The organism is Kitasatospora sp. NPDC001683 (assembly GCF_053596495.1).
Genome location: NZ_JBSFGK010000007.1, coordinates 106,109 through 119,127, shown reverse-complemented (window position 1 = coordinate 119,127; position 13,019 = coordinate 106,109). Strand labels below are relative to the sequence as shown.

The window sequence follows — 13,019 nt, the reverse complement described above, 5'->3', positions numbered from 1 at the left end:
CCCGATTGCCCGTTCGAGGGGAATGACCAGCGTGATCCGAGTCCTCGTCGCCGACGACGAGCCGCTCATCCGGGCCGGGATCAGGATGATCCTGGGTTCGGCCGACGACATCGAGGTGGTCGCGGAGGCCGCCGACGGCCGGGAGGCGCTGGACCTGGCCCGGGCGCACCGGGTGGACGTCGTCCTGCTGGACATCCAGATGCCGGTGATGGACGGACTGACGGCGCTTCGGGAGCTCGGGAGGGTCGCACCAGGCGCGCGGGCGATCATCCTCACCACCTTCGGGGAGCGCGAGAACGTCCTGCGCGCCGTGACCGAGGGAGGCGCCGGATTCCTGCTCAAGGACACCGCGCCGAACGAGCTGATCCAGGCCGTCCGGGCGGCGGCCGGCGGGAACGCCTTCCTCTCCCCGGCCGCCACCCGGCACATCGTCGACTCGCTGGCCTCCGGGCGCAGCGCCTCGGCGGCGGCCCGCGGCGCGGAGGCGCGCCGCCGGCTGGAGGTGCTCACCGGGCGCGAGCTGGAGGTGCTGGAGCTGCTCGGGGAGGGCCTGTCCAACGCGGACGCGGGGGCCCGGATCCACATGAGCGAGGCGACGGTGAAGACGTACGTCAGCCGGATCCTGGCCAAGCTGGGCTGCGAGAACCGGGTGCAGGCGGCGCTGCTGGCGCGGGATGCGGAGCTCGGCGGTCGCAACTGAGTGCGTTCGCATCGTCGCGGAGTGCGTTCACAGTGGTGGATGCCACTCAACTGGCGCCGCGAACCGGGAACTCCGGATGTCGTGGTGACGGTGCGTCAGTCACCGGTCGCGGACGGTTGATGGTGTGCGGGCTTTCACGGATGGACAGATGTGAGCGAGGGCACGGAAATTGATCGTTAGATCTTCAAAATGCGGTCAAACCCGGTCAAATCCGGCATCGTTTCTTGATCGATACCGCCGGTAACAGTCAACTGACCTGCGAAGACCAAGAATTGCTTGCTGTGCCCCGGACATGCCCCTAGCTTTCTTGGCGGCGCAACGAGCGCCACCCGGGTTCACCCCGACGCACCGCCCGCCGACTGACCCCCGGCGCGAGGGCGGTGCCCGCCGACAGGACCGGCTCGCACAGGCCGTCGGCGAGTGGAGGTGACCGGGGCGGCACGGCACGTCCGACACGTGTCCGGCCGCCCGACGAGTGAGGTGAGCGCAACCCACCGGCCCATGTCCCGGGCCTGGTTCCGCCTGCCCGCCCGGGGCTTGTCGAGAGGACATTCATGACTTCCCGTCACGAGACCGCCGCTGCCACCGACAACGCCGCCACCAGCAAGCGCAACCGCCTGCGGATGGCGGTCGTCGCAGGAGCCGCCGTCGCGGCACTGCCGGTGGCCGGCCTCGTCACGGCCACCTCGGCCTCCGCCGCACCCTCCTCCACCTGGGACGCCGTCGCCCAGTGCGAGAGCGGCGGGAACTGGAGCATCAGCACCGGCAACGGCTTCCACGGCGGACTGCAGTTCACCCCCTCCACCTGGGCCGCGTACGGTGGGACCGCGTACGCCGCCCGGGCCGACCAGGCGACCAGGGCGCAGCAGATCGCCGTCGCCGAGAAGGTGCTCGCCTCGCAGGGGCCGGGCGCCTGGCCCGTCTGCTCCAAGCAGGCGGGCCTGAGCAAGGGCGGTGCCCCGGCCGCCGTCGACACCTCGGCGGGCTCCGGCTCCTCGGACTCGGGTGCGGCGGCCGTCAAGTCGGCCAAGCGCGCCGCGAAGGCGGCTCCGAAGGGCGCCCAGCAGGCCGCCCCGAAGGCGAAGTCGCAGGCTCCGAAGGCCGCGCAGGGCCGTCCGTCGGCCAAGCCGGCGCAGTCGGCCCCGGTGGCGGAGCGGAACACCTCCGTCGGCGACTACACCGTCAGGAGCGGTGACACGCTGAGCGACATCGCCGCCAAGTTCGGCGTCGACACCGACAGCCTGTACCGCAAGAACGTCCGTACCATCGGCGGCGACCCGGACCTGATCTTCCCGGGTCAGACCCTGACCGTCTGACGCCCTGCCGCGCTCCGGCGCGGGACGAGCGGCCACCCTGCGCGGGGTGGCCGCTCGGCGCGTTCGGCGGATCCCGGCATCAGTAGGGGTGACTGATGGTCCGACTGATCAGCGACAGTGAGCTCACCGCCTCCCCCGTGGTGGCCAACAGCGCGATGAACCGGGGGCGCGGGCTCAGCGGAGTGAACGGCTACGCCCGCGAGCTCGGCTTCGCTCCCGCCGCCTGGCTGCGGGAGCGCGGCGGGTCCGCGCCCGGCTGGCTGGACCTGTGCAGCGGGGAGGGGCGGGCGCTCGCGGAGGCGGCCCGGGTGCTGCCCGTGGGAGCCGAGTCGACCGGCGTCGACCTGGTCGGGCCGCTGGCCCCGCCGCCGGTCCAAGTCGTAGTTGAACGTTGAACGCAACGTCTGAATACCGCCGGAGATGTCAAGGAATCCGGACCAGGATCGACTCACACACCGAGAGCGGGACACCGACCGGAGCACCGGCCCGGGGCCGCGATCGGAACGCGTGAACGAGGAGACCTGGAGAGATGACGATGAACGGTGCGGCGGCACTCGACGGCAAGGTGGCCCTGGTGACCGGCGGCAGCCGGGGGATCGGGGCGGCGGTCGCGCTGCGGCTGGCCGAGGACGGCGCCGACGTGGCGGTGACCTGCCAGGGCTCGGCCGAGCGGGCCGAGGAGGTGGTCGCGAAGATCACCGCGATGGGGCGCACCGGCTGGGCCGTGCGCGCCGACAGCGCCGACCCGGAGGCGGTGCACGCCGCGGTGGCCGCGGTCGCCGAGCGGTTCGGGCGGCTGGACGTCCTGGTGAACAACGCGGGTGTCGGCGCCGGCGGGGCGATCGAGGAGGTCGCGATCGAGGAGCTCGACCGGGTGCTGGAGGTGAACGTCCGGGCGCCGTACCTGTACGCCCAGGCGGCGGTGGAGCACCTGACCGAGGGCGGGCGGATCGTCGGCATCGGCAGCTGCATCGCCCAGCGGGTCGTCTTCCCCGGCGCCGTGCTCTACGCGACCAGCAAGGCCGCGCTGATCGGCATGACCAAGGCGTTGGCCCGGGAGCTCGGCCCGCGCGGGATCACCGTCAACCTGGTCCACCCGGGCCCGATCGACACCGACATGAACCCGGCCGACGGCCCGTCCGCCGACTTCCAGCGCGGCTTCACCGCCCTCGGCCGGTACGGCACGGTCACGGAGGTGGCGGGCGCCGTCTCCTACCTGGTGGGCGAGGACGGCCGGTACGTCACCGGCGCGGAACTGTCGGTGGACGGCGGATTCGCGGCCTGACCTGCCGCCGGACCGGGGGCGGCGGTGGAGTGCCGGGCGGTCGGGTGTCGTGCCCGGCGGTCGTCGGTGCCCGCGCTTACGATCGCCCGGCACGTACCGTGCGCCCCCGACCGAGAGGTGTGCCATGACGGTGGACGACCCGATCGAGCTGCTCGCCCGGGCCCTCGCCCAGACCGCCGGCCTGATCGACGGCACCGGCGTCGAGCTGGCCGGCCACCCGACCCCCTGCCGCTCCTGGGACGTCGGCGACCTGGTCAGCCACCTCCTGTTCGACCTGCGGCAGTTCACCCTGCGGGCCGAGGGCGGGCAACCGGACTGGTCGCAGTCCTTCGAGCGGGTGGAGGAGGACTGGCTGCACGCCTTCGAGGCCGGCGCGGAGCGGCTGGTCGATGCCTGGCGTGCCGCCGGGGACCTCACCGGCACGGTGAAGACCCCCGGCGGCACCGTCCCGGCACGCTTCCCGGTCGACCAGCAGACCGCCGAATTCGCCGTCCACGCCTGGGACTTGGCGCACGCCACCGGCCAGTCCACCGAGGGCCTGGACCACCAGGTCGCGTTCGCGGCGCTCGACTGGGCCCGCGGCGCCCTCAGACCCGAGTACCGCGGCGACGAGGCGGACCAGCACGCCTTCGGCCCCGAAGTCCCCGCACCGTCGGACGCCCCGGCGTACGACCGGCTGGCCGCCTTCTTCGGCCGCGACCCCTGGGCGGGCTCCGGCTCCTAGCCGCTCGAACTACCGCCCCTGCTAGGCTCCTTGGGTACGGCGGAGAACGAGGTGCTGGAGGTGGTCGCGGGCGCTGAAGGGCACCTGTCGATCTGATCGTCCGAGGGAGAAGCGTGATCGACGTCGACGGATACCTGGCCGCGCTGGGGGTCGCCCGGCCGGCGGCCCCGACCGCCGAGGCGCTGTGGGCGCTGCACCGGGCGCAGGTGGAGCGGGTCACCTACGAGAACCTCGACATCCACCTGGGACGGCCGACGGGCATCGGCGCAGCGGAGTCGGTGGCCCGGATCGTGCGCGGGCGGGGCGGTTACTGCTTTCACCTCAACGGGGCCCTCGGCGCGCTGCTGACCGCCCTCGGCTACGACGTCACCCTGCACCGGGCCGGGGTGCAGAGCACTCCCGAGGACCCGGCGGGCGCGTCCGGCAACCACCTCGCGCTCACCGTGCGGCTCGACGGCGAGCGGTGGCTGGTCGACGCTGGGCTCGGCGACGGACTGTACGAACCGCTGCCGCTGCGCGAGGGCAGCCACACCCAGGGGCCGTTCACCTACGCGCTGGCCCCGTCGACGGCGGTGCCCGGCGGCTGGCGGTTCACCCATGACCCGCGCGGCTCGTTCACCGGGATGGACTTCGCGCCGGAGCCGGTGGAGCTGTCCTCCTTCGCCGCCGAGCACCTCCGGCTGTCCACCTCCCCCGAGTCCGGCTTCGTCCGGACCCTCACCGCCCACCGGCGCGACGGCAAGGGCGTGGACGTGCTGCGCGGCTGCGTGCTGCGCCGGATCGAGGCCGGGGGCACCGACGAACGGACCGTCGACTCGGCCGACGACTGGTACGAGGTCCTGACCGGGGTCTTCCGGCTGGACCTGACCGACGTCGACGCCTCCGCGCGGGCGGAGCTGTGGCAACGGATCCGCAGCGCGCACCGGGAGTGGGAGACCGCGGGGCGGCCGTGAGGGCACCCCCTGGAAACTGACGGCATGACAGGTGGCTTCTGGCGGGGTGCGGCGCAGCCGCGTCAGTGCACCCGTCCACCCGCCGCCGCGCGCTTGATCGCCTCGCGGATGCGCGGGTAGCTGCCGCAGCGGCAGATGTTCTGGATCTGGTCGATGTCCGCGTCCGTCGGGTTGGGGGTGCGGCGCAGCAGGGCGACGGCCGTCATGATCTGGCCCGGCTGGCAGAAGCCGCACTGGGCGACGTCGCAGTCGATCCAGGCCTCCTGCACGGGGTGGAGGGTGTCGCCGTCGGCGAGGCCCTCGATGGTGGTGACGGTGCGGCCCTCGCAGTCCTGGACGGAGCGGGTGCAGGGCTGGAACTCCTGGCCGTCCAGGTGGCTGGTGCAGGCCCGGCAGACGCCCACCCCGCAGCCGTACTTGGGGCCGGTGACGCCGAGCTTGTCGCGCAGCACCCAGAGCAGCGGCATGTCGTCCGGGGCGTCGACGGTGACGGGCTGCCCGTTGAGGACGAAGGTGTGGGTGGGCATGGGGGGTATCGATTTCCTCAGAAGTTGATCGGGAAGGAGCGCGGGCTGGTGCCGGTCGCCCGGGCGTAGGCGTTGGCGACGGCGGCGGAGGCCGCCGGGACGCCCAACTCGCCCGCGCCGCCAGGGGATCCGCTCGGCGGCATGAGGTGGATCTCGACCGTCGGCGGGGTGTCGCGCTGCCGGGCGTAGTGGAAGTCTGCGTAACTCCCTTCCCGGAACGCGCCGTTGTCGAGGTGGTTGCCGGCCTGGAGGATCACCGAGATGCCGTCGCTCAGGGCGCCGGTCAACTGGGCCTCGAGACCCCGGGGGTTGATGACCTGGCCGACGTCGGCGGCGATGACGGCCTTGGTGACCCGGGGGGCGGCCCGGTCGGTGGCGTCGAGTTCGACCAGGTAGGCGACCCGGCCGCCGTTCTCGTCGTGGTAGCCGACGCCCTGGGCCTGGCCGGCCGGCATCGGGCGGCCCCAGCCGCCGGCCCTGGCGACGGTGTCGAGCACCGCCTGCCCGGCGGCGTCGCGCAGCCGGGCGCGGCGGAAGGCGACCTCGTCCTGGCCCATCCGGCGGGCGAGTTCGTCCATCATGATCTCGTCGGCGACCCGGACCGTGCCGGAGTAGACCGAGCGCCAGCTGCCGGTGTGCAGCTGCAGCGGCAGTTCGGCGAGCAGCTGGGTGGGGATCCCGACGTCGTACGGGTTCTTCTCGGTGAGCAGGAATAGGGCCTGGGCGAGGCTGATCCCGGCGACCGAGAGGTTCAACCCGGCTCCGCTGAGCGCCTCGCCGAGGCCGTGCGAGAGGTCGGTCCGCACGGTGGCGGCGCGGTGCTCCCAGGTGAGCACCTGACCGGGGCCGTAGGTGGCGCGGATCCGGTGGTGGCTGGCGGGGCGCATCCGGCCGTGCCGCATGTCGTCGTTGCGGGTCCACATCAGCTTGACCGGACGGCCGGCGGCCTGGGAGATCAGGGCCGCCTCCAGCGCGGCGTCGAAGAACAGCCGGCGCCCGAAGGAGCCGCCGCCGCGCACCACGTGAACGGTGACGGCGCTCTGCGGCAGGCCGAGTTCGGCGGCGATGGTCTGCTGGGCGATGATCGGGCTCTGCGCGGCGAACCACAGCTCCGCGCGGCCCGGCCGCACGTCGGCGACGGCGGTCAGCACCTCCATCGGGGCGTGGTTGACGAAGGCGAAGTCGAACTCGCCGTCCAGGTACGGGGTGATCAGCGGCGGCAGCGGGAACGGCGCGTGGGCGGCGCGCAGTTGGGCCCGGACGTCGGCGGTGGAGAGGTTCGCGACCGGGCCGGGGTTCCAGCTGGTGCGCAGCGCGTCGCGGGCCTTGAGCGCCTGGTCGAAGGTCTCGGCGAGGACGGCGACGCCGCTGGGGATCCGCACCACGGCGAGCACGCCGGGCATGGTGCGGGCGACCGAGGCGTCCAGGGACTTGAGGGTGCCGTTGACGGTGGTCGGGCGGGCGACCACGGTGGGGGCGGCGCCGGGGATCTGCAGGTCCCCGGCGTACTCGGCGCGCCCGGTGACGATGTCGCGGGCGTCGATGCGTCCGGTCGGCTTGCCCACCAGGCGACGCTGGTCGGCCGGCTTGGGGGTGGCGGGCACGGCGGGCGCGACCACCGCGGCGGCGTCGGCGGCGAGTTCGCCGAAGCCGAGGCGGCGTCCGTCGGGGGCGAGGACCGCGGAGTCGGCGGTGCGCAGGCCGCCCGCGGGAACGTTCCAGCGCTGGGCGGCGGCGGTGACCAGCCGGGCGCGGGCGGCGGCGGCCGCGGCGCGTACCGGGTCGTACAGCGAGCGCACCGAGTTGGAGCCGCCGGTGAGCTGGTTGAAGAGCAGTTCGGGACGGCCGTCGCAGAGCGGTACGTCCACGTCGGTGAGCCTGGCGTCGAGCTCGTCGGCGACCAGCATGGCGATCGCGGTGGTCAGGCCCTGGCCGACCTCCAGCCGGGGCAGGTACAGCGCGGCACGCCCGGCGGGAGTGATTTCGAGCACCAGCAGGTGCGCGGTGGGCAGCCCGGCCAGGATCAGCGCGTCGCCGAGGTCGAGGACGTCCGGGACGCCCGGCAGGCCGAGCAACTGCCGGGGCGCGGCCGCCTCCTGGGCGGCCGCGGCGGCGCGCACGGCCGCCTGGGCGGAGGCGGGTGCGGCGGCGTCGAGGCCGAGCCGGGCGGCGACGGTGAGGGTCGGGGCGGCCAGCAGGTAGGTGAGGAAGCGGCGGCGTGCGGTGGTCTCGGTGGGGTCCACGAGGCTGTCGGGGGTGGCGGTTCCGACGGGTCTTCCGGTGGCGCCGGGGTGGCCGGCGGAGTCCGAGGGGGCGATGGAGGTGCTGATGGGAGGACACCCTTCGAGCCGGAGACGGCGCCGGATCGGGCGGGCACGGACGGCCCCGGCCCCGGTGCCGGATCGCGAACGCCGTTGAGCATAGGAGGGCACTATTGACGGGTCAACACGACCAAACTTGGCCCTCCGGTCGGGTGGTGGAGGGGTCCGGTCCGCTTCCGGCAGGGCAGTCGGAGCGGGTACGGACGGCGCTTCGGCCGGGCGGGGCGAACCCGGACGGGCCAGGGCGGGCCCGGCGCGGATCCCGCTGCCGGGTCAACCGGCCGGCGTCGTACGGGAGTTCAGGGCTCGCCCGGCGGTGCGGAGGAGCCCCTCCGGCCGCATTCAAGTGGCCCAGGAAATCTCAAGATCAATGGACCTGTCGGACGGTCCATTCACTGCCTAGGCTGGGCGGCGCCCCGCCCCGGACGGTCGTGAACGTCCGGCCCGCGCGTCGCCCGCCCGACAGGAGAGAAGTGCCGAACCAGAGCGCCGCCGGCTTCGCCCTGCTGCCCCCCGCCGGTCCCCAACGCACCCTCGCCGCCGCCCAGTTGGCGAGCGCGGTGGGCGACGGCGCCTACTACACCTGCTCCGCGCTCTACTTCACCCGGGTGGTCGGCATGTCACCGGCCGCCCTCGGCCTCGGTCTCGCCGTCGGCTGGGCGATCGGCTCGGTGGCAGGCGTCCCGCTCGGTCACCTCGCCGACCGGCGCGGCCCGCGCCGCACGGCGGTCGCGCTCGCGCTCGGCGCGGCAGCCGTGGTCGCCGCCTTCCTGGTGATCCGCTCCTACCTGCCCTTCCTGCTCGCCGTCTGCCTGTACGCCACCGCCCAGTCCGGGCTCACCGCCGCCCGGCAGGCGCTGGTCGCCGGCTTGGTGCCGCGTGCCGAACGGACCGGCCTGCTCGCCCACCTCCAGTCAACCCTCAACGGCGGCCTCGCCGTTGGCGCCGCCATCGGCGGCATCGCGCTCACCATCGGCACCCGGACCGCCTACCTCGGCGCCTTCGTCATCACCATGCTCGGTCTCCTGGCCGGCGCGCTGCTGCTCCGCCGGCTGCCCGAAGTCCCGCCCGCCGAACCGGAGTCGGGCTCCGGCCCGCGCCTGGCCGTGCTGCGCGACCGCCGCTACGCCGCCGTCACCCTGGTCAACACCGTGCTGCTGCTGCGGATGCCGCTGCTCAGCCTGATCCTCCCGCTGTGGATCGCCCAGCGGGCCCCCGGGCTCGGCTGGCTCGGCTCGGCCCTGTTCGTGCTCAACACCGCGGCGGTGCTGCTCTTCCAGGTCCGGGCGGCCCGCGACGTCACCGGGCTGGACTCGGCGGTGCGGGCCGTCCGGGCGGCCGGAGTGCTGCTGCTCCTGTCCTGCGTGGTCTGCGGGCTGTCCGCGCTGGACGTCCCGGTGTGGGCGATCGGCGCGCTGCTGGTGGCCGGGGCCGTGCTGCAGGTGGCCGGCGAGATGCGGCAGTCGGCCGGCTCCTGGCAGCTCGGCTTCGACCTCGCGCCGCCGGAGCGGATCGGCCAGTACCAGGGCTTCTTCGGCACCGGCGTCGCCGTCGCCCGCACCCTCGGACCGCTGCTGCTCACCAGCCTGCTGCTGGACGGCGGGCTCGCGGGCTGGCTGGTCTTCGGCGGGGTGTTCCTCGCCGCCGGGTACGCGATGGGCCCGGTCGCCCGCTGGGCGGCGCGCGACCGCCGACCGGTGCCGGCCCCGGTGGTGCCCGCCGCGTAGCCGGGGCACGGCCAGGCACGGCACGGACGGGCGGGGCACGGGCAGGCGGGGCACGGACCGGCGGCGTCCGGAAAAGGGTGGCCCCGGCCTGCCGCCCGCTGGCATGCTGGCCGCGTGGACCGACCCCAGATCTGGCTCGACTTCGCCCCTGAGCTGCACCTCTTCGTCTCCGCGCCCCGGCGGGCCGGCCGGACGGCGCTGCGCACCGACGGCACCTCCACCCTCGGCCACGTGGTCGAGTCCCTGGGCGTCCCGCTGACCGAGGTCGGCGCCCTGCTGGTGGACGGCCGGCGGGTGCCCGACTCGCACGTCCCGGCCGACACCGAGCACGTCAGCGTCGAGGCGGTGGCCCGGCCGCAGCCCTCGCCCGCCCCGCCGCGCTTCCTGCTGGACGTCCACCTCGGCACCCTCGCCCGCCGGCTGCGCCTGCTCGGCGTGGACGCCGCGTACGAGAACCCGGACATCGGCGACGCCGCCCTCGCCGCCCGCTCCGCCGCCGAGCAGCGCGTCATGCTCTCGCGCGACCGCGGCCTGCTGCGCCGCCGCGAACTGTGGGCCGGCGCCTACGTCTACAGCCACCGCCCCGCCGAGCAACTGCGCGACGTGCTGTCCCGCTTCGCCCCGCCGCTCGCGCCCTGGAGCCGCTGCACCACCTGCAACGGCACGCTGCGCACGGTGAGCAAGACCACGGTGCGCGAGCAGCTCCACGACGGCACCGAGCGCTCCTACGACGCCTTCGCCCAGTGCGCCGACTGCGGCCAGGCCTACTGGCGCGGCGCGCACCACGCCCGGCTGGAGTCCATCGTCACCGACGCCGTGCGCGAGTTCGGCGGCGTCCCGGGGTAGCGGGGGGGCCTTCGTGGACGGATCCGGCCGAGTGCGGCTGGCGGGCCCGCCCAGCGGTGTGGTCCGCTCAGGGGTGGGGGACGAGCCCAGGTACTCCGTCGTACGAGAGGGACCGGGGCTCGGATGAGCGATCAACCCGTACAGCCTGTACACCAACCCTTCGAGAGCGCCGAGGCCGGTGACGCCCCCGTGGTGACCGCACCGGACGGCGCCGCGGTCCGCCCGCTGCTGGTGCTGGACGGGCGGGGCAGCCTCGCGGTCTTCGAGCTCGCGCCCGGGCAGGGCGTCCGCGCGGTGTCGCACGCCACCGTGCAGGAGCTGTGGCAGGTCACCGCGGGCGGCGGCGAGCTGTGGCGGCGCCAGGACGGCCGGGAGGCGACCGTCCGGCTCGCGGTCGGCACGGCGGTGTCGATCCCGCTGGGCACCTCCTTCCAGTTCCGGGCCGACCCGGACGGCGACGGACCGCTGCGGATCACCGCCGTCACCATGCCGCCCAGGCCGGGCACGGACCCCGAGGCCCGCCCCGAGCAGGGCCGCTGGCAGGCGACCGTCCGCTGAAGCGGGACTCCGGGCTGCGCACCGGCACCCGGTCGGCGCAGGCGTGCGCCCGCGCTCGGACGCCCCGGACAGGACGGTCCCCGGCGGCTCCTCCGGGCGACCCTGCGGACGCCCGCCGGGCGTGCGATGGTGGTGCATGACCGTGGAGGAGGCCACCGGTGGAACCCGCCGAGTTCGAGGTGATGATCGAGATCCCGCAGGGGTCGCGGAACAAGTACGTGATGGACTTCGACGCGGGCCGGATCCGCCTCGACCGCACGCTCTTCACCGCCACCCGCTATCCCGCGGACTACGGCTACGTCGAGGGCACCCTCGGCGGTGACGGCGAACCGCTGGACGCCCTCGTCCTCGGCGGCGAGCCGGCCGTGCCCGGCTGCGTGCTCACCTGCCGGGCGGTCGGCATGTGGGTGATGCGCGACGAGCGCGGCCCGGACCAGAAGATCCTCTGCGTCCCGGCCCACGATCCGCGCTACGCGGACCTGCGGGACATCGGCGACCTGCGCGAGTTCGACCTGCTGGAGATCACCCACTTCTTCCAGGTGTACAAGGACCTCGAACGCGGCAAGTCGGTCGAGGGCTCGCACTGGGCCGGCCGCGAGGCGGCCTGGACCGAGATCACCGAGTCCCGCGCCCGGGCGGCGGGGACGCGCTTCGCCTACCCGGCCTGACTCCCCTGACTCCCCTGGCAGCCGGGCTGCCGGTGCAGCCAGGCCCGGGCCGCCGCCAGCACCCGGTCCCGGTCGCTGCCCACTGCGGCGGCGGGGTCGTTGGCCACCTCCTCGTCGGGCGGGATGGGGGCGTCGTACGTGCGGCCGGTGCGGTCGACGTCGTCGGCGGTGGTGAGGTTCAGGACCGCCCCGTCGGAGAGGCGGAAGGGGTTGTTCCCGGTGGGGACGCCGTAGGTCGGCTCGCCGAAGAACCGGGTGCCCTGGCGGCCGTGGAAGGCGACCACCACCGCCTCGCCGGAACTGGCGGTGTGTTGGCCGGTCAGGACGGCGACCGGCGGCACGCTCCGGGCGATCGGCCGGCTGTCCGCCCAGCCGATCGGTCGGCCGTCCTCGTAGCCGTTGCCGTGCTCGACCGACCAGGCGGCCCGCCGGCCGTCGGCGTCGACCATGCCGCCGGCCGGTCCGTCGCCGAGGATCGGCCCCAGGACGGCCAGCATCGGCCGGACGGCGCCGCCGCTGTCCCCGCGCAGGTCCACGATCCAGCCGCAGGCCCCGGCCCGGTCCGCGGTCGCCACGGCCTGGCGGCCCCGCCGGACGTACCCGTCGAGGGTCGCCGCCGAGCCCTCCACGGCGCGCAGCACCAGGTAGCCGATCCCGTCGCCGTCCAGCGAGGTGCCCTGGAGACCCTGGGGATCGAGCTCGACGGCGCCGAAGACGGCCGCGGCCGTCTTCGGGGCGGCGAAGAAGCTGTGGCCGTCGTGCACGGAGTTCAGCGCCGAGGCGATGACCCCGTAGGTGTCGGCCGCCGTCCGGGCGCCGTGCGCCTGGTCCAGCGCCCGGCGCCGCAGCTGGGCCCAGTCCACCTGGTGGCGGAGGACGGAGTGCTGCTCCATCAGGTCCAGGGCCGTCGTCAGGTAGGTCCGGGCCTCGGGCGACATGCCGTCGTCCGGAGCGCCCGAAAGCCCGCTCGCGGACCCGGCTGCCGTCAGCAGGACACCCAGCGCCGCCGCGAGGGCGGCGAGGCGCAGTGAACGCTTCCGTTCCATGTGCTCCCCCTTGCACGCCCCGCGCCGCTGCGGGGCGTGCACCACTGTAGGGCCGTTCGACGTTCCGCGGGGTCTGCCGGCTCAGAGCCGGGCGCTGCGCAGGATCGCGCCGATCTCGTCCGAGATCGCCGCCTCGTTGTGCTCGAACTCCGGTGAGGCGACCTGGTCCTGCTGCTCCGGCAGGCCGGTGAGACCTGCGTGGCGGCCTGGGCGACGGTGGCCGGGGCGAGCAGGGCGGCGAGGGTGCCGGCGAGGGCGGTAGCCAGGGTGGCGGCTTGTCCGGTGGCGCGTCCGGCGGTGCGGCGAGTTTTTGTCATGGGCACTGACCATAAGTGGCGGGCTGATGCC

At 74.4% G+C, this 13,019-nt stretch carries 13 protein-coding genes; 10 read left to right on the top strand and 3 right to left on the bottom strand.

Annotation, left to right across the window (positions count from 1 at the left end):
* The first annotated feature begins 31 nt into the window (after positions 1-31).
* The 6 genes from ACWCYO_RS06105 (at position 32) to ACWCYO_RS06080 (ending at position 4,978) form a co-directional block, all read left to right on the top strand.
* On the top strand, positions 32-700 hold the full coding sequence (locus ACWCYO_RS06105; protein WP_270141296.1) for a response regulator transcription factor: 669 nt from the start codon (positions 32-34) through the stop codon (positions 698-700).
* Positions 701-1,254: 554 nt separating this feature from the next.
* A complete protein-coding gene (locus tag ACWCYO_RS06100) occupies positions 1,255-2,016 on the top strand; it encodes a transglycosylase family protein (protein ID WP_449783537.1) in 762 nt (253 codons plus the stop codon).
* Positions 2,017-2,111: 95 nt separating this feature from the next.
* A complete protein-coding gene (locus ACWCYO_RS06095; RefSeq protein ID WP_449783536.1) occupies positions 2,112-2,411 on the top strand; it encodes a hypothetical protein in 300 nt (99 codons plus the stop codon).
* A gap of 134 nt (positions 2,412-2,545) precedes the next feature.
* Positions 2,546-3,301 carry an SDR family NAD(P)-dependent oxidoreductase gene (locus tag ACWCYO_RS06090; RefSeq protein WP_449783535.1) on the top strand — a complete coding sequence of 252 codons (756 nt, stop codon included), beginning with the start codon at positions 2,546-2,548 and terminating at the stop codon, positions 3,299-3,301.
* 124 nt (positions 3,302-3,425) lie between these two features.
* Positions 3,426-4,025: a TIGR03086 family metal-binding protein gene (locus ACWCYO_RS06085; protein ID WP_449783534.1), complete on the top strand. Its 600-nt coding sequence runs from the start codon at positions 3,426-3,428 to the stop codon at positions 4,023-4,025.
* 113 nt (positions 4,026-4,138) lie between these two features.
* Positions 4,139-4,978, top strand: a complete 840-nt coding sequence (locus tag ACWCYO_RS06080; protein WP_449783533.1) for an arylamine N-acetyltransferase family protein — start codon at positions 4,139-4,141, stop codon at positions 4,976-4,978.
* 62 nt (positions 4,979-5,040) lie between these two features.
* On the opposite strand, the gene ACWCYO_RS06075 is transcribed toward ACWCYO_RS06080, so the two are convergent.
* Positions 5,041-5,505: a (2Fe-2S)-binding protein gene (locus tag ACWCYO_RS06075; RefSeq protein WP_270141288.1), complete on the bottom strand. Its 465-nt coding sequence runs from the start codon at positions 5,503-5,505 to the stop codon at positions 5,041-5,043.
* Positions 5,506-5,522: 17 nt separating this feature from the next.
* Complete coding sequence (locus tag ACWCYO_RS06070) at positions 5,523-7,748, bottom strand: molybdopterin cofactor-binding domain-containing protein (protein ID WP_449783532.1); 2,226 nt, start codon at positions 7,746-7,748, stop codon at positions 5,523-5,525.
* Between the two features lie 551 nt (positions 7,749-8,299).
* Between ACWCYO_RS06070 and ACWCYO_RS06065 the strand changes: the two genes are divergently transcribed.
* The 4 genes from ACWCYO_RS06065 to ACWCYO_RS06050 all read left to right on the top strand — a co-directional run bounded on the left by ACWCYO_RS06065 (position 8,300) and on the right by ACWCYO_RS06050 (position 11,625).
* Positions 8,300-9,553: an MFS transporter gene (locus ACWCYO_RS06065; protein WP_449783531.1), complete on the top strand. Its 1,254-nt coding sequence runs from the start codon at positions 8,300-8,302 to the stop codon at positions 9,551-9,553.
* Positions 9,554-9,667: 114 nt separating this feature from the next.
* Positions 9,668-10,399, top strand: coding sequence for a Mut7-C RNAse domain-containing protein (locus tag ACWCYO_RS06060; RefSeq protein WP_449783530.1), 732 nt, complete (start codon positions 9,668-9,670; stop codon positions 10,397-10,399).
* Between the two features lie 123 nt (positions 10,400-10,522).
* On the top strand, positions 10,523-10,957 hold the full coding sequence (locus ACWCYO_RS06055; RefSeq protein WP_449783529.1) for a cupin domain-containing protein: 435 nt from the start codon (positions 10,523-10,525) through the stop codon (positions 10,955-10,957).
* Between the two features lie 182 nt (positions 10,958-11,139).
* On the top strand, positions 11,140-11,625 hold the full coding sequence (locus ACWCYO_RS06050) for an inorganic diphosphatase (protein ID WP_449783564.1): 486 nt from the start codon (positions 11,140-11,142) through the stop codon (positions 11,623-11,625).
* On the opposite strand, the gene ACWCYO_RS06045 is transcribed toward ACWCYO_RS06050, so the two are convergent.
* The gene (locus ACWCYO_RS06045) at positions 11,613-12,671 is read right to left on the bottom strand and encodes a S41 family peptidase (protein WP_449783528.1); all 1,059 of its coding nucleotides are present in this window, start codon (positions 12,669-12,671) and stop codon (positions 11,613-11,615) included. The genes ACWCYO_RS06050 and ACWCYO_RS06045 overlap by 13 nt on opposite strands.
* Positions 12,672-13,019 lie beyond the last annotated feature (348 nt).

Bases quoted from the DNA above. Each gene is read 5' to 3' on its own strand.
- ACWCYO_RS06100 (WP_449783537.1), top strand. From the start codon at position 1,255: ATGACTTCCCGTCACGAGACCGCCGCTGCCACCGACAACGCCGCCACC.
- ACWCYO_RS06095 (WP_449783536.1), top strand. From the start codon at position 2,112: ATGGTCCGACTGATCAGCGACAGTGAGCTCACCGCCTCCCCCGTGGTG.
- ACWCYO_RS06090 (WP_449783535.1), top strand. From the start codon at position 2,546: ATGACGATGAACGGTGCGGCGGCACTCGACGGCAAGGTGGCCCTGGTG.
- ACWCYO_RS06085 (WP_449783534.1), top strand. From the start codon at position 3,426: ATGACGGTGGACGACCCGATCGAGCTGCTCGCCCGGGCCCTCGCCCAG.
- ACWCYO_RS06075 (WP_270141288.1), bottom strand. From the start codon at position 5,505: ATGCCCACCCACACCTTCGTCCTCAACGGGCAGCCCGTCACCGTCGAC.
- ACWCYO_RS06055 (WP_449783529.1), top strand. From the start codon at position 10,523: ATGAGCGATCAACCCGTACAGCCTGTACACCAACCCTTCGAGAGCGCC.
- ACWCYO_RS06050 (WP_449783564.1), top strand. From the start codon at position 11,140: ATGATCGAGATCCCGCAGGGGTCGCGGAACAAGTACGTGATGGACTTC.
- ACWCYO_RS06045 (WP_449783528.1), bottom strand. From the start codon at position 12,671: ATGGAACGGAAGCGTTCACTGCGCCTCGCCGCCCTCGCGGCGGCGCTG.